We start from the raw sequence: 15,052 nt of genomic DNA, 5'->3' as shown, positions 1-15,052 counted from the left end.
CCTTACAGGCCGGACTCGGCCGTGCGGACCAGGATCCGGCGGCAGTTCTCGCACCGCACCACCGTGTCCGGCGCGGCCGCGCGGATCTCGCTGAGCTCGGTGATCGCCAGCTCCTGGCGGCAGCCCTGGCAGGTGCGCTGGTACAGCCGGGCCGCGCCGATGCCGCCCTGCTGCTCGCGCAGCTTGTCGTACAGCTTCATCAGGTCCGCGGGCACCGCGCCCGCGATGACCTCGCGCTCCTTCGTCACCGAGGCGACCTCGCCGTCGATCTCCTCGAACGCCGCGTCCCTGCGGGCGGTGGCGTCGTCGATCTTCGCCTGGACGGAGGCGACCCGCTCGGTCAGCTCGGCGACCCGCTCCTGCGCGGACTCGCGCCGCTCCATGATCTCCAGGACGACGTCCTCCAGGTCGCCCTGCCGCTTGGCGAGGGAGGCGATCTCGTGCTGGAGGTTCTCCAGGTCCTTCGGGGAGGTGACGGCCCCCGAGTCCAGGCGCTGCTGGTCGCGGGCGGAGCGCTGGCGCACCTGGTCCACGTCCTGCTCGGCCTTGGTCTGCTCGCGGGCGCAGTCGCTCTCCTCGGTCTGCGCGGCCACCAGCAGGTCGCGCAGCTGCGTGTGGTCCTTGGTCAGCGACTCGATCTCGGCGTGCTCGGGCAGCGACCTGCGCCGGTGCGCGAGCTGCTGCAGCCGGACGTCGAGGGCCTGGACGTCGAGGAGTCGGATCTGGTCGGCGGGCGCGGCGTTCAGTTGGGGGCTCCTGCAGTCGTAGAAGGGGAGGCCGCGTGCGCGGTCCAGGGGTCGGTGACCGTCTTCGAGACGTGGACGCGCAGGCCCCATCCATTCCGGTCGGAGATCTCGTCGAGCTGGGCGGCGGCCAGCTCGCACCAGGGCCATTCGGTGGCCCAGTGCGCGGCGTCGAGCAGCGCGAGCGGGCTGTGGGCGCCGGCCGCCATGAACTCGGAGGCCGGGTGGTGGCGCAGGTCCGCGGTGAGGAAGGCGTCGACGCCGGCCGCCCGTACGTGGTCGAAGAGGCTGTCGCCGGAGCCGCCGCTGACGGCGACCGTGCGGACCGTCGCCCCCGGGTCGCCTGCGACGCGGATGCCCTGGGCGGTACCGGGCAGCCGCTCGGCGGCACGGGCGGCGAACTCGCGGACGGTGAGCGGGTGGTCCAGTTCGCAGACGCGGCCGAGGCCACGGCGGCCCTCGGGGTCGGAGGGGTCCGGTACGAGGGGCCGTACCACCCGCAGGTCCAGGGCACCGGCCAGCGCGTCGCTCACGCCCGGGTCGGCCGTGTCGGCGTTGGTGTGGGCGACGTGCAGCGCGATGTCGTTCTTGATGAGCGTGTGCACCACGCGGCCCTTGAAGGTGGAGGCGGCGACCGTCGTGGTACCGCGCAGGTAGAGCGGGTGGTGGGTGACGAGCAGGTCGGCGTCCAGCTTCACCGCCTCGTCGACGGTCTCCTGCACGGGGTCGACGGCGAACAGGACCCGGGAGACCTCCTGGTCGGGCTCGCCCACGACGGTACCGACCGCGTCCCAGGACTCGGCCCGCTCGGCGGGCCACAGGTCCTCCAGCGTGGCGATGACTTCTGACAGACGGGGCACGCACGCAAGGCTACCTGGACGTTCTCCGGGGTTGAACCGTCACCGGTGCCGTACGAGCCAGCACGCCTCGCTCAGCACATTCGCCCCCGTTTCCTCAGGGGAACCGTTCCTCTGCCACTCGTATGCGTGAAGTGGCCGTCCACCGGTCCCCGCCTGTGCGTGCGAAAACTAGCGTCGTCACTGGAGGTGACCGAACGATGACAGTCTGTGCCATCGAACCTTCGGCGGACCACGAGGACGACGACACAACGCCCCCGGCGGGCTGCACCCTGACCGCGGACGGCGCCTACGCCGCGCGCCTCGCCCTCAGCGGCGGCTCCTGGTACCCGGAGCGCTGGACGCTGCACGGCCCCGAACCGTACGCGGTGCCGCTGCCCGGCAACCAGCCGGAGGAGCCCGGCACCGAGGTGCAGCCGATGGGCGACGGGCGCGTCCTCATCCACCGGCTGGTGGCCGGGCGGCACGCCTTCTCGCTGCTGTATCCGACCGGCCCCGGCACCGGCGAACTGCCGCTCGGCGCGGTCGAGTGCCCGGACGACGGGACCCGGCTGCGGCTGCTTCCCCCGGCCCCGGGCGGCGGCAAGGCGTACGCCCTCGCGGCCGGCCGGGGTTCCACGGCGGTGTGGCTGGTGGCGGGCGGCGCCTTGCGGCCGCAGTTGCTCGCCGAGGTCCCCGGCCGCTGTTCGGGCGGGGTGTGGCTGGACGGCACGGGGCGGATGCTGGCGCTGGACCGGGAGGCCGACGGGCGCACCAAGTCGGTCGTGGTGGACCTGGAGCGCGGCGGGGAGGTGTCGCCCCTGCTGCAGATCACGGAGGACAGCGACGACCGGGTGCTGCTGGCCGCCCCGGACAGCGGGCTGCTGCTGATCCGCTCCGACGCGCCGTCGCCGGGGCGCGGCCGGCTGGGCTGGGGCGTGCTGGGCAGCACGCTGCCGGTGCGCTTCCCGGAGTGCCTGCGGCTGCCGGAGTGCACCGTCACACCGTTCGCGATCCAGCCGGGTCAGGTGCTGACGCCGGAGAGCTGCGCGGTGGCGCTGCGCATCGACGGCGCGTTCGGCAGCTGGGTCGGCGTATGGCGGCCCGCCGAGCGGCAGGTGCACCATCTCGCGGCGCCCCAGGGCTGGTTGGCGGGCTCGGGACGGTGGACGAGCGACGGGGTGCTGCACCTGCCGTACGCCACGGCGCAGGTGCCGTGCGGCGTGGCCCGGCTGGCGGTTCCCGCACCGCCGGGGGCGTCGGCCGGCGAGCCGGCACGACCCCCCTCACCGACGCCGCCCGCGGCACCGGCGGAACAGACGGCACAGACGGCACAGACGGAAAGGGTGGACATGGTGGAAAGGGTGGAAAGGGTGGAACCAGACCCTCCGGCCCTCTCCGCCCCCCGCCCGGTGCCGTTGCAACAGGCGCCCCTGGGACAACTTGTAACGAAGTAGTGCCGGTTGGCGTGGCCGCCTGGATTCGGGCCGAGGTGTGCCGGTTAGACTCGCCCGGCTGTAAGAAAGATCATGTTGACGGGGTGAATTCCTTCCGATGAGTAACGCCAGCACGAACCAGCCGCAGCAGGCCCAGGGTGCCGACGTTCAGGAGATCGCCGTCGGTCACGGCCGGCACCGTGGCCCGGTCTCCCAGCAGGACGGCGAGACGGCTCCGCGTGGCCGTCACCGCAAGCCGGCCGAGGAGACCGAAACGGCGGCCTGACGTAACGTCAGCCACCGGGTGGAAGCGCACCGGCCCCGCTCGTCGTCCGACGGGCGGGGCCGTTCGCCGTTCCGGCCCGTTCAGGCCCGCCTGAGCCCCAGCACCTCCACCGCCGCGAAGGTCTCCCCCCGAGGCCGGTCCGCGTAGTACGGCGTGAGCAGCGCGTCCAGTTCCTCGTACGAGAACGTCTGCTGGGCGCTGTCGAAGCGGGCGGCGACCCGCGGCCGTTCGACGACCGCGACCATGCCCCCGTGCACGACGAGCAGCTGCCCGTTGATCCGCCCGGCGGCGGGCGAGGCCAGATAGCCGACGAGCGGCGCGACATGCTCGGGCGCGAGCGGATCGAGCCCGTCGCCGGACTGCTCGAACCCGGCGAAGACGTCCTCGGTCATCCGGGTACGGGCGCGCGGGCAGATCGCGTTGGCCGTCACTCCGTACTTGGCCAGGGCGAGGGCGGTGGACGTGGTCAGGCCGACGATCCCGCCCTTCGCGGCAGCGTAGTTGGGCTGTCCGGCGGACCCGGCGAGGAACGCCTCGGAGGAGGTGTTGACGATCCGCCCGTAGACCGGCCCGCCCGCCTGCTTGGCCCGCTCCCGCCAGTGCGCGGCGGCGAAGCGGATGGTGTTGAAGTGCCCCTTGAGATGGACGCGGATCACCTCGTCCCACTCCTCCTCGCTCATGGAGAAGACCATCCGGTCGCGCAGGATGCCCGCGTTGTTGACCAGGATGTCGAGTTTGCCGAACGCGCCGACCGCCGACTCGACCAGGTCCCGCGCCTGCTGGAAGTCGCCGACGTCCCCGGTGTGGGCGAGCGCCGTGCCGCCCGCCTTCCGGATCTCGGCGGCGACCTCCTCGGCGGGACCGGCCGAGATCTCTCCGGTGCCGTCCCGGCCCGGCCGGCCGTGGTCGTTGACGACGACGGCCGCGCCCAGCCGCCCCAGCTCCAGCGCCTCGGCCCGGCCGAGCCCCCGGCCGGCGCCGGTGACGATCGCGGCGAGTCCCTCAAGCGGCAGTGACATGCGCACCTCGACCACCCGAGCCGTCAGATCTCGATGCACGTACGCAGGGCGGTCCCCGTGCGCATCTGGTCCAGCGCCTCGTTGATCTCGGCGAGCGGCACCCGGTGGGTGATCAGCCCCGCCAGGTCGATCCGGCCGGCCCGCCACAGGGCGATGGTCCGCTCGTAGGAGCGCAGGACGTCGCCGCCGCCGTACATCGACGGCAGGATCCGCTTCTCGTCGAAGAACAGCTCGAACATGTTGAGCTGCAGAAAGTCGTCCATGGCACCCGCGCCGACCACGACGAGAGTCCCGCCACGCCGGGTGTGGTCGTACGCGGTCCGGGCGGTGGCGGCCTTCCCCACGACCTCGAAGACGTAGTCGAACCCCTCACCACCGGTGATCTGCTGCTTGGCGTCGGCCAACTCGTCAGGGGCGACGGCCCTGGTGGCGCCGAACCTGAGGGCGGCCTCCCGCCGCGAGGCCACCGGATCGACGGCGACGATCTCGGCGGCCCCCTTCAGCCGGGCGCCCTGGATCGCCGAGATGCCCACACCCCCGCACCCGATGACGGCGACCGACGCCCCCGCCTCCACGTCCGCCGTGTTCAGGGCGGCCCCGAGCCCGGTGGTGACCCCGCACCCGATGAGGGCGGCAATGTCGAAGGGCACGTCGTCCGGGACCGGCACCGCGCATCCGGCGTCGACGACGACCTCCTCGGTGAAGGTGCCGGTGCCCGCGAAGCCGAAGACGTCCCCGCCGGGCCGCCGGAAGTTGGGGGTGCCCGCGTTCATGAACCCGGCCAGACACAACTGGCTCTGCCCGCGCTTGCAGGCGGGGCACGCCCCGCAGGCGGGCAGCCAGCACACGACCACCCGGTCCCCGGCCTTCAGGTGCTGGACGCCCTCCCCCACCTCCAGGATCTCCCCCGCCCCTTCGTGCCCCGGCACGAAGGGCGCCGGCTGCGGCAGCACCCCGCTCATCGCGGACAGGTCCGAGTGGCACAGCCCCGTGGCCCGCACCCGGATCCGCACCTTGCCGGGCCCGAAGCCCACCGCCTCGACGTCGTCGAGGACCTCGACCTTGTCCTGCCCGGTCTCGTGCAGTACGGCTGCGCGCATGGTGGGCTCCCCTCAGGAGTACGGGACTCAGGAGTACGAACTCAGGAGTGTTCGACGATCGTGTCGGCGAGAACGGGCGCGTCCCCTCGCTCGACGGCCCCGACGGCCACCCGTACGGCACCGTCCTGCCGCCACATGCGGATGCGCAGGGTCTCCCCGGGGTGGACGACCCCGGCGAACCGGGTGGCGTACGACCGCACCCGCGCGACATCCCCGTCGAGCAGCGTGTCGACGACGGCCTTGAGGGTGATCCCGTAGGTGCACAGCCCGTGCAGGATGGGCCGGTCGAACCCGGCGAGCTTGGCGAACTCGGGATCGGCGTGCAGCGGGTTGAAGTCCCCGGAGAGCCGGTAGAGCAGGGCCTGGTCCTCACGGACCGCCCGCTCGACGACTCGCTCGGGCTCGCCCTCGGGCGCATCGAGCCGCCCGGAGGGACCCCGCTCGCCGCCCCACCCGCCTTCGCCCCGTACGAAGATCTGGGCGTCGTTGGTCCACAGCGGACCGTCGTCGTCGGCGACATCGGTGCGCATCACGAGCACGGCCGCCTTGCCCTTGTCGTGGACGGCGGCGATACGCGAGGTGGCGGTGGCGGCACCCCGCACCGGGATCGGCCGGTGCAGCCGCAGGCTCTGCCCACCGTGCAGCACGCGAGCCAGGTCGACGTCGACACCGGGCATGGACAGCCCGCTGATCACACCGGGCGACCCGGCACCGGCGACGGTGGCGAAGCTCGGCAGTACATGCAGCCGGGACTCAAGGACGTACCGCAGCTCATCGGGGTCGGTGGCAGGCACACCGGCACCGATCCCCAGGTGATAGAGCAGAACGTCCCTCGGCTCCCAGACGATTTCGCCGGAACGGGGCTCGGCGGCAAGGGCCTTGGCTGCGTCGATGGGCATGAGGCTCCTGACATGGCTTCAGGCAAGACCCCGGCGCGGCCGTCCGCACCGTCGGCCGCACCGAGGTCGTCTCGGGCCGACCTAGAACGCGTTCCAGTCCGGCGCCCTTTGTATAGCCCAGTGCCCGCGACTTGTGAAGGCTCCTGACGTGGTGTCAGCTCATGCTTGGTGACACATAGGGGTCAGGCCTCCCGGCGAGGCGAAAGCGTCCCCGCGGTGGAAGCGCACCCCCGGCACACCCGATGCGCGGGCCCGCTCCCGCGCCCGCTCGACGGCCGTCGCCGCCAGGTCGACCGCGTCCACCTCGTACCCGCGTTCCGCCAAGTACAGCGCATTGCGCCCGGCCCCGCACCCCAGATCGAGCGCGCGGCCCCCACCGGCCGTCCCGCGCTCGACGTACGACACCAGGTTCTCGTCCGGCTCCGCCACGAAGAACGGCACCGGCCTGGAACGGCCGCTGCAGAACCCGTCCCACCAGCTGGATCCCCGGCCCGTCCATCGGTCGGCGTCCGGTGCGAACAGCCCGTCGAGCAGCGCGAGTACGTCGTCCACGGTGCGTATGCAGCGGTCCATCAGGCCCCCTTCGGTGTACGGCGATCGTATGCTCGGACAGGGGTGAAACCCCAGGTCAACAGGGGTCGCCGTGATGCCCAGGCGGGCCGTCCGCCGGAACGGTCCTCGGGCGGGGTGTCACCTGGCCGCGGCCCGCACCACTTCTGGAAGCGGGACCCGCGCCCGCCCACGTTCGCGCTCCACACACCCGCTCCCCACACCCGGAGCAGGTCCGCACAAGGCCGCCACCGTGGAATGCGGCGCGGCGATACCGACCGCGCGGCCGGTGCCACGAACGGCACCGGCCGCGCGGGATCCAAATTCTCCTCCAGGGGTGCCCATCGCGGTATGCCGGTGTGCACCGGGCCCTCCCGGGAGAACCGTGGGTGATCCGACTGCCGCATCCCCCGGCGAGAATGGGCGCCCACCGGTTAGATCCCTGCCAGTAACCCATTGTCACCGCGAGAGCCGCAAGGGGCTCAGGAGCCTCTCACACGAACGGCCCAGCGCATTGTTCGCGCCCCGGCGGAGTGGGAGGGCCGGGTGGCGGGGAGCGGGTCGGCTCGCCACTGGCCGACGGGTTCTGCCCAACGCTCCCCGTGACAGCGGTTGTTGGAGTGACCACGGGCCGGCCTCGGCGGGTGGCGGTCCACGGGCCGACGGGGGGCGCACTTCAGGCTACGTGCGCCGGGGACGGTGGGAAGCCGACCGCCCGGGAACGCAGGCCGTCGGGTCCGACCGTCACCCGAACGCATTCCCCTGGGTGCCGAAGGGCCACGGTCCCGATCAAGTGGTAGTGCCGCGTGCGGCACTTCGACCCGCCGGAGCTGCGCTCCTCTTCCCAGCCGGTGCCGCATGCCCTCGGGCGCGGTTCCCGGTGGACATCCGGTCACCGGGGCGACGCCCGTCCCACAACGTCGAGGGAGAACCGGTTATGACCGTGACCACTGCTCGTTGCCTTCTTGTGGCCGCCCTGTTGAGTGCGTCAGCGTCCGGCATCGCCACACCAGCGGCTGCCGGGCCCCCGGCGTCCCAGCGCACGCTGGTGCCGTGCGGAGATGTCGCCGCCTTGATCGCACAGATCAGCGCGGCGAACACCAGCGGATCGGGATCGATCTCGCTGACGGCCGGGTGCACGTACGTACTCACCGACGCCGAGACCACCGGCCCCAACGGCGCCAACGGGCTGCCGACCATCACCGGAAACGTGACCATCAGCGGCACCGGCGCCACCATCACCCGTGCGTCGGCCTCGCCCTTCCGCATCGCCGAGGTCGCCGCGCAGGGGAGCCTCGCTCTGTACGGGGTCACCGTGTCGGGTGGCAGTGCGACGTCCGCGCCCGGAACGACCGGTGGCGGCATCCTCACGCTCGGCAGGCTGATGGCGCACAACAGCCGGATCACCGCAAACGCCGCTTCGGGCGCAGGCGGGGGAATCGCCGTCGCGTCCGGTGCCACGGCACAGCTGAACAACACCGTGGTCACGGGCAACTCGGCGTCCGACGGCGGCGGGATCCACGTCACGGACGCCGGCTCACTGACCGTGAACGGCGGGTCCGTCACCGACAACACCGCGACCTACACCGGCGGCGGACTGGCCACGTTCGGAACCACGGTGCTCGCCAACACGGCGGTGCGTGACAACGAGACCGAGAGCTTCGAAGGCGGCGGCATCTTCACGGCCACCGGGCCGCTCACCGTCAACGGCGGCTCGGTCAGCGACAACACGGCCACCTCGCACGGCGGGGGCATCGTCAACTTCGGAAGCGTGCTCCGGCTGCAGGGCACCACGGTGCGCGGCAACGAGGCGGGGCTCGACGGCGGCGGTCTCTACCACGGCGGGGGCACGTCCACCCTGCTCAGCGGCAGCGTCACCGGCAACACGGCCGGGGGGCAGGGCGGCGGCGTCTACCGCGCCGAGGGAGACGTCATCCTGACGGGCACCCCCGTCAACGGCAACGCCCCCGACAACTGCGCCCCTCCTGGGACCGTCGTCGGCTGCGGGCAGTAGACCTGCGGGAGGGTGATTACTCCGTTCGGGTGATGCGCATTGACGGCCTCTTGTCACTGAGTCGGGCCTGTGGGTCACTGAGAGTGTGAACCGGCGGGCTGCCCATCCCCGTACCGGGGGAACATCGAGACGGGCAGCTCATGCCGGTTTTTCCACGCCCAGGAAGCCGGCACCGACGCCAGGCGCCCGGTCGTGGGCGTCGCGCAGGTGACGCTCCTCGTTCTCCCGGACCCGGCGGTACCGACTGCACCTGACAAGGCGGCAAGAGGCCGGGGGGCCTGTCCCATGACGGCGGACTGCCCGCACGGCGCGGCCGCGGTCGCCGGAGTTTCGCCGGTTCCTCGCATGTCCCCGACGAGCAGCGAGGAGTACCCGCATGCCCATTTCTCCGAACCAGGGTTCCACCGGCGGCGGAACGCTGGTGACCATCACCGGAACGAACCTGTCCGGCACCAGCGCGGTGATGTTCGGCACCAAGCCGGCCACGAACGTCACGAACGTCTCCCCGACCCAGGTGACCGCCGTCTCCCCGTCGGGGACCGGCACGGTCGGGGTCACCGTCACGACTCCCGGCGGAACCAGCAACCCGGTGCCGTTCTTCTACGTCGGCGCCCCGTTCAAGTCCTCCCTGGGCGCCACCTCCGGTCCGCTGGCCGGCGGCAACACCGTGACCATCAACGGCACCGGCCTGTCCACGGCCACCAGCGTGTCCTTCGGCGGGGTGACCGCCACCCCGACGGTGAACTCCGACAGCTCGCTCAGCGTCGTGGTGCCCGCGGGCACCGCGGCCGGGCCGGTGTCGGTCAGTGTGACCACCGCCGGCGGCACCAACAACGGCCTGTCGTACACCTACGTCGACAACCCCACGATCGGGACCATCAGCCCCACCTCGGGCCCGACCTCGGGCGGTACGGCGGTGACCATCACCGGGACCAACCTGGACAGCACCGACTCGGTCACCTTCGACGGCGCCGCGGCGCCGTTCTCCGTGATCAACACGACCACGCTGTCGGTTGTCACCCCGCCCGGCACCGCCGGGGCCGCCGACGTGGTGGTGACCAACCCCTCCGGCTCCGACACGGCGGTCGGCGGCTTCACCTACATCGCCGGCCCGGGCATCTGACCCGTCCGGCGACCTCCCCAGGGAGGCACCGAACCCCCGTCCGGGCGGGAAGCCCCCCTCCGCCCGGACGGGGCATCAGCCATACGGCCACGCCCACGAGCTGGCCTGCGATGCGTGGATGATCCCGCCCGTCTGCTCGCTGAAGGAGTACAGCCATGGCCGCTCCTGTGGTCTCCTCTGTCAGTCCCAACCAAGGGCCGGCCTCCGGCGGTACCACTGTCACCGTGACCGGTAGTGGATTCACCGGCGCGTCGCTCGTCCGTTTCGGCAGCAAGACCGCGGCGTTCACGGTCAACAGCAGCACCCAGATCACCGCGGTGAGCCCGTCCGGCACCGGCACCGTGAACGTCACCGTCACGACCAGCCAGGGAACCAGCACCCAGCAGGTCACTTTCACCTACGCGCAGACTCCCTCCCTGTCCAGTCTGTCGCCCGGTCAGGGACCGGCGGCCGGCGGGACCACGGTGACGCTGACAGGCACGAATCTCTCCGGTGCCACGGCGGTGCGGTTCGACGGCGTCGCCACCTCGTTCACCGTCGACTCCGCCACCCAGATCACCGCCGTGACCCCGGCCCACGCCGCCGGCGCCGCGGCCGTCACCGTGACCACTCCCGGCGGCACCAGCAACGCCCTCACCTTCACGTACCTCGCCACTCCCGCGGTCACCGGCGTGTCGCCCGAACGGGGCCCGGCCTCCGGCGGGACCACGGTGACACTGACGGGCGCGAACCTCACCGGTGCCACGGCGGTACGGTTCGACGGCCTCGCCGCCACCTCGTTCACCGTCGACTCCGCCACCCAGATCACCGCCGTGACCCCGGCCCACGCCGCCGGCGCCGCAGCCGTCACCGTGACCACCCCCGCCGGCACCAGCAACCCGGACGATCCGAGCGCGCACTTCTACTACGCCGCGCCGCCGTCGCTGACCTCCCTCTCGCCTCCTTCCGGAACGACGGCGGGCGGTACGCTCGTCACGCTGACCGGCAACAACCTGCTCGGTGCGACCGCGGTGCGCTTCGACGGGACGTCCGCCACCTCGTTCGCCATCGACTCCGCCACCCAGATCACCGCCCTGGCACCGGCCCACGCCGCCGGCGCCGCGGCCGTCACCGTGACCACCCCCGGCGGCACCAGCAACCCCGTCGGCTACACCTATCTCTCCGCGCCCGCGCTCACTTCCCTGGCACCGGCCTCGGGGCCGACGCACGCGGGTGCGGTGGTCACCCTGACCGGCAGCAACCTGGCGACGACCACCAGCGTGAAGTTCGGTTCCACTCCCGCCGCCTTCACGGTGGTCTCCCCGACCCAGGTCACCGCCGTGGTCCCCGCGGGCCCGGCCGGCCCGGTCACCATCACCGCGACCAACCCCGCCGGCACCAGCAACGGCCTGACCTACCAACGGACCGGCGCCCCGGCCGTCTGAAGCGGGACGCCACCTGACGGCGGGTCAGATCACAAAGGAGAAGTCAAAGATTCGTTAGGGTGCCAAAGCATCGGAATAGTTGCCCCGGCACACCGGGTTGATGCCGCACATGACACATCCGCCCATCGACCAGCCCACCTCCCGTCCGAGCGGAGCCGTCGTCCCGGTCCTCGCCTTCGCGGGCATCGTCGTGGCGGTGATGCAGACCCTGCTCGTCCCGGTCATCAAGGACCTGCCGCAGCTGCTGGACACCGCGCCCAGCAACGCGACCTGGGTCCTGACCTCGACGCTGCTCTCGGGTGCCGTGGCCACGCCGATCATGGGCCGCCTCGGCGACCTCTACGGCAAGCGGCGCATGCTGATCACCAGCCTGGCCGTGATGGTCGTGGGCGCGCTGGTCAGCGCGTTCACCAGCACGCTGCTCCCCATGATCGTCGGCCGTACGCTCCAGGGCTTCGCGATGGGCGCGATCCCGCTCGGCATCGGCCTGATGCGGGACATGCTGCCCCGCGAGCGGCTCGGCTCGGCGATGGCGCTGATGAGCTCCTCGATCGGCGTCGGCGGCGGCCTCGCCCTGCCGGCCGCGGCCCTGGTCGCGCAGCACACCGACTGGCACGCCCTCTTCTACGGCGCCGCGGGTCTCGGTGCGCTCGCCATCGCCCTCACCCTCCTCGTCGTACCCGAGTCCCCGCTGCGCGCCAAGGGCTCCTTCGACCTGCTGGGCGCGCTCGGCCTGTCCACGGGCCTGGTCCTGTTCCTCCTGCCCATCACCAAGGGCAGCGACTGGGGCTGGTCGTCGGCCACCACGCTCACCCTCTTCGCCGCGTCCCTCGTCGTCCTGCTCCTGTGGGGCGTGCTGGAACTCCGCATCACCGCGCCCCTCGTCGACCTGCGCACCACCGCCCGCCGCGAGGTGCTCCTCACCAACCTGGCCTCGATCATGGTGGGCGTCTCCTTCTACGTCGTCTCGCTGGTCCTCCCCCAACTCCTCCAGCTGCCGAGGAGCACCGGCTACGGCCTCGGCCAGTCGATGGTCGTCGCGGGTCTGCTGGTGGCCCCGCTGGGCCTGACGATGATGTTCACGGCCCCCGTCTACGCCCGGCTGTCGGCGAAGTACGGCCCCAAGGTCACGCTGATCCTCGGCATGCTGATCATCGCGATCGGCTACGGCGCGGGCCTCGGCCTGATGAGTGCCGCCTGGCAGAGCCTGGTCATCTCGGTGGTCCTCGGCGCGGGCATCGGCCTCGCCTACTCCTCGCTGCCCGCACTGATCGTCGGCGCGGTCCCGGCCTCGGAGACGGGCGCGGCGAACGGCCTCAACACACTCATGCGGTCCATCGGTACGTCGGTCTCCAGCGCCGTCATCGGCATGGTGCTGGCCGACACCGCGAACGATGTGGGCGGCGTGGCGATCCCGACCATGCACGGTTTCCGTGTCTCGTTCCTGATCGCGACCGCCGCCGTCGCCCTCGGTCTGATCCTGGCCCTCTTCCTGCCCGGCCGCCGTCCCGCACCCCACCCTCAGCTGCGCGCGAGCAGCGAGGAGGACGCGAACCCGGCCCACGCCGCCGAGGCGCTCCGCGCCTTCCGCGGCCGCGTCCTGGACGCCGACGGCGCCCCCGTGGCCCGCGCCAAGGTCACCCTGATCGACCATCACGGCCGCCAGGCGGGCGCGGCCCTCTCCACCGAGGACGGCACGTACACGCTCGCGGTCCCCGCCGGGGGCCCGTACGTGCTGGCCGCGAGGGCGGCGGGCCACGACCCGCTCGCCAGCCGGGCCACCCACCCGGGCGAGGACCGCCCGGTCGACCTGGACCTGTCGCTGCCGGCCGAGTCGGTCACCGCCTGAGAGCCACACCACCCGTACCCCCTGTCGCCCGTCCGGCAGGGGGTACGACAGCATGGACGCCCACACGGACGTACGACCGAAAGGACCGCCATGCCAGCGGCGCCGAAGCCCGAGATCCTGGCCGCCTTCGAGGCCGCCAAGGGGTTCATGCCGACGGGCGAGGGACTGGCGCTGTACGCGGCGGCGCTGGAGGCCGGCCGCCTCGGTCTGCCGCTGCTCGAAGTCGGCACGTACTGCGGGCGCTCCACGATCCTGCTCGCCGACGCGGCCCGCGAGGCCGGGGTCACCGCGCTGACGGTCGATCACCACCGCGGCAGCGAGGAGCAGCAGCCGGGCTGGGAGTACCACGACCCGGAGACGGTCGACCCCGAGGTCGGCCTGATGGACACCCTGCCGGCCTTCCGCCGGACGCTGCACAAGGCGGGCCTGGAGGACCACGTCGTGGCGCTGGTCGGCCGCTCCCCGAAGATCGCGGCCCTCTGGCGGACTCCCCTCGGCCTGGTCTTCATCGACGGCGGCCACACCGACGAGCACGCAGGCGCCGACTACGAGGGCTGGGCCCCCCATGTGGCCGAAGGAGGTCTCCTCGTCATCCACGACGTCTTCCCGGACCCGGCGGACGAGTTCACCGGCCAGGCCCCGTACCGCGTCTACCTCAGGGCCCTTGAGTCCGGCGCGTTCACCGAGATCTCGGTGACCGACTCGCTCCGCGTGCTGCGGCGAACGGGAGCGGGGATCTGAGGGCCCGGTTAGAGTCGCAGACGTGTCGTACGCAGGCCCGGAATTCGATCCTCCCCAGCCCCGCCGTCGCCGGCGCGGGCCCCTGACCGTGGCGCTCGCCGCGCTGGTGCCGGGGGCTCTGCTCGGCTGGCTCGTCCACGAGGCGGTCGGTGACCCGGCGGACCGGGGTGACGCGGCGCGGGCGACCGTACGGTCGTCCCCGGTCCCCTCGTCGGGCAGCTCCGCCGCCACCGACGACGCCCGCACCGACAAGACCCCTACCGACGACGCCCCCACCGACGATGTCCCCACCGACGATGCCAAGGAGCCCGGCGCCTCGGAGAAGCCCGCACCCAGGACCTCCGCGCCGGCCGCGTCCGGGCCTCTCAAGGGCAAGGTCGTCGTCATCGACCCGGGCCACAACCCCGCCAACTTCCAGCACACGGCCGAGATCAACCGCAAGGTGAACATCGGGACGAACTGGAAGGAGTGCGACACGACGGGCACGTCCACCAACTCCGGCTACACGGAGGCCGGGTTCACCCTGGACGTCGCCCACCGGATGCGCACGCTCCTGCAGCGGCAGGGCGCCACGGTGAAGCTGACGCAGGACGGCGACCGGCCGTACGGGCCGTGCGTGGACGAGCGGGCCCGGATCGGCAACAAGGCGCAGGCCGACGCGGTCGTCTCGATCCACGCCGACGGTTCGGGGCCCGGCAACCGCGGCTTCCACGTCATCCTGCCGGGCGCGGTGCGCGCGGGCTCCGCCGACACCCGCGCCATCGTCGGCCCGTCCCGCGCCCTCGGCGAGCGCATCGCGGGCAACTTCGTGCGCGTCACGGGCAGCGCCCCCTCCAACTACGTCGGCGGCGGCACCGGTCTCGTCACGCGTAAGGACCTGGGCGGTCTCAATCTGTCAACGGTTCCCAAGGTGTTCATCGAGTGCGGCAACATGCGCGATAGCAAGGACGCGGCGCTGCTGACCAGCGGGGCCTGGCGGCAGAAGGCGGCGCAAGGGATCTCTGAGGGAATCGTGAGCTTCCTGCGCGGGTAG

13 protein-coding genes and 1 pseudogene are annotated in these 15,052 nt (G+C 72.2%); 8 read left to right on the top strand and 6 right to left on the bottom strand.

Annotated elements, in window-relative coordinates; all coding sequences use genetic code 11:
- Positions 1 to 2: 2 nt before the first annotated feature.
- On the bottom strand, positions 3 to 746 hold the full coding sequence (locus NW895_RS05895; protein WP_289934808.1) for a C4-type zinc ribbon domain-containing protein: 744 nt from the start codon (positions 744 to 746) through the stop codon (positions 3 to 5).
- Positions 743 to 1,603 carry a Nif3-like dinuclear metal center hexameric protein gene (locus NW895_RS05890; protein ID WP_289934232.1) on the bottom strand — a complete coding sequence of 287 codons (861 nt, stop codon included), beginning with the start codon at positions 1,601 to 1,603 and terminating at the stop codon, positions 743 to 745. The genes NW895_RS05895 and NW895_RS05890 overlap by 4 nt, the downstream gene beginning before the upstream one ends.
- A 197-nt stretch (positions 1,604 to 1,800) precedes the next feature.
- On the opposite strand from NW895_RS05890, the gene NW895_RS05885 reads away from it, so the two are divergent.
- Both NW895_RS05885 and NW895_RS05880 read left to right on the top strand, forming a co-directional pair.
- Positions 1,801 to 3,036, top strand: a complete 1,236-nt coding sequence (locus NW895_RS05885) for a hypothetical protein (RefSeq protein ID WP_289934231.1) — start codon at positions 1,801 to 1,803, stop codon at positions 3,034 to 3,036.
- Positions 3,037 to 3,133: 97 nt separating this feature from the next.
- The gene (locus NW895_RS05880) at positions 3,134 to 3,301 is read left to right on the top strand and encodes a hypothetical protein (protein ID WP_289934230.1); all 168 of its coding nucleotides are present in this window, start codon (positions 3,134 to 3,136) and stop codon (positions 3,299 to 3,301) included.
- A gap of 80 nt (positions 3,302 to 3,381) precedes the next feature.
- Here NW895_RS05880 and NW895_RS05875 read toward each other — a convergent pair whose 3' ends face one another.
- The 4 genes and pseudogenes from NW895_RS05875 to NW895_RS05860 form a co-directional block, all read right to left on the bottom strand.
- Positions 3,382 to 4,320 carry a 3-oxoacyl-ACP reductase gene (locus NW895_RS05875; RefSeq protein WP_289934229.1) on the bottom strand — a complete coding sequence of 313 codons (939 nt, stop codon included), beginning with the start codon at positions 4,318 to 4,320 and terminating at the stop codon, positions 3,382 to 3,384.
- 23 nt (positions 4,321 to 4,343) lie between these two features.
- Complete coding sequence (locus tag NW895_RS05870) at positions 4,344 to 5,420, bottom strand: Zn-dependent alcohol dehydrogenase (RefSeq protein WP_289934228.1); 1,077 nt, start codon at positions 5,418 to 5,420, stop codon at positions 4,344 to 4,346.
- A gap of 41 nt (positions 5,421 to 5,461) precedes the next feature.
- Positions 5,462 to 6,319, bottom strand: coding sequence for a MaoC/PaaZ C-terminal domain-containing protein (locus tag NW895_RS05865; RefSeq protein ID WP_289934227.1), 858 nt, complete (start codon positions 6,317 to 6,319; stop codon positions 5,462 to 5,464).
- 198 nt (positions 6,320 to 6,517) lie between these two features.
- Positions 6,518 to 6,892 (bottom strand): annotated as a pseudogene (locus NW895_RS05860) (class I SAM-dependent methyltransferase); the annotation flags it as partial.
- A gap of 1,048 nt (positions 6,893 to 7,940) precedes the next feature.
- Here NW895_RS05860 and NW895_RS05855 point away from each other — a divergent pair.
- The 6 genes from NW895_RS05855 to NW895_RS05830 all read left to right on the top strand — a co-directional run bounded on the left by NW895_RS05855 (position 7,941) and on the right by NW895_RS05830 (position 15,052).
- Positions 7,941 to 8,882, top strand: a complete 942-nt coding sequence (locus NW895_RS05855; RefSeq protein ID WP_289934226.1) for a right-handed parallel beta-helix repeat-containing protein — start codon at positions 7,941 to 7,943, stop codon at positions 8,880 to 8,882.
- A gap of 376 nt (positions 8,883 to 9,258) precedes the next feature.
- Positions 9,259 to 10,005 carry an IPT/TIG domain-containing protein gene (locus NW895_RS05850; RefSeq protein ID WP_289934225.1) on the top strand — a complete coding sequence of 249 codons (747 nt, stop codon included), beginning with the start codon at positions 9,259 to 9,261 and terminating at the stop codon, positions 10,003 to 10,005.
- Positions 10,006 to 10,160: 155 nt separating this feature from the next.
- The gene (locus tag NW895_RS05845) at positions 10,161 to 11,429 is read left to right on the top strand and encodes an IPT/TIG domain-containing protein (protein WP_289934223.1); all 1,269 of its coding nucleotides are present in this window, start codon (positions 10,161 to 10,163) and stop codon (positions 11,427 to 11,429) included.
- A 109-nt stretch (positions 11,430 to 11,538) separates the two neighbouring features.
- Entirely contained in the window at positions 11,539 to 13,278 is a 1,740-nt protein-coding gene (locus NW895_RS05840; RefSeq protein ID WP_289934222.1) for an MFS transporter, read from the top strand.
- Between the two features lie 90 nt (positions 13,279 to 13,368).
- Positions 13,369 to 14,019, top strand: coding sequence for a class I SAM-dependent methyltransferase (locus tag NW895_RS05835; RefSeq protein WP_289934221.1), 651 nt, complete (start codon positions 13,369 to 13,371; stop codon positions 14,017 to 14,019).
- Positions 14,020 to 14,041: 22 nt separating this feature from the next.
- Positions 14,042 to 15,052 carry an N-acetylmuramoyl-L-alanine amidase gene (locus NW895_RS05830; RefSeq protein ID WP_289934220.1) on the top strand — a complete coding sequence of 337 codons (1,011 nt, stop codon included), beginning with the start codon at positions 14,042 to 14,044 and terminating at the stop codon, positions 15,050 to 15,052.

The organism is Streptomyces sp. S.PNR 29 (assembly GCF_030386795.1).
Taxonomy (GTDB): Bacteria; Actinomycetota; Actinomycetes; order Streptomycetales; family Streptomycetaceae; genus Streptomyces.
This window is presented reverse-complemented; position numbering and strand designations above follow the sequence as displayed.

Bases quoted from the DNA above. Each gene is read 5' to 3' on its own strand.
- NW895_RS05885 (WP_289934231.1), top strand. From the start codon at position 1,801: ATGACAGTCTGTGCCATCGAACCTTCGGCGGACCACGAGGACGACGAC.
- NW895_RS05880 (WP_289934230.1), top strand. From the start codon at position 3,134: ATGAGTAACGCCAGCACGAACCAGCCGCAGCAGGCCCAGGGTGCCGAC.
- NW895_RS05875 (WP_289934229.1), bottom strand. From the start codon at position 4,320: ATGTCACTGCCGCTTGAGGGACTCGCCGCGATCGTCACCGGCGCCGGC.
- NW895_RS05870 (WP_289934228.1), bottom strand. From the start codon at position 5,420: ATGCGCGCAGCCGTACTGCACGAGACCGGGCAGGACAAGGTCGAGGTC.
- NW895_RS05865 (WP_289934227.1), bottom strand. From the start codon at position 6,319: ATGCCCATCGACGCAGCCAAGGCCCTTGCCGCCGAGCCCCGTTCCGGC.
- NW895_RS05850 (WP_289934225.1), top strand. From the start codon at position 9,259: ATGCCCATTTCTCCGAACCAGGGTTCCACCGGCGGCGGAACGCTGGTG.
- NW895_RS05845 (WP_289934223.1), top strand. From the start codon at position 10,161: ATGGCCGCTCCTGTGGTCTCCTCTGTCAGTCCCAACCAAGGGCCGGCC.
- NW895_RS05840 (WP_289934222.1), top strand. From the start codon at position 11,539: ATGACACATCCGCCCATCGACCAGCCCACCTCCCGTCCGAGCGGAGCC.
- NW895_RS05835 (WP_289934221.1), top strand. From the start codon at position 13,369: ATGCCAGCGGCGCCGAAGCCCGAGATCCTGGCCGCCTTCGAGGCCGCC.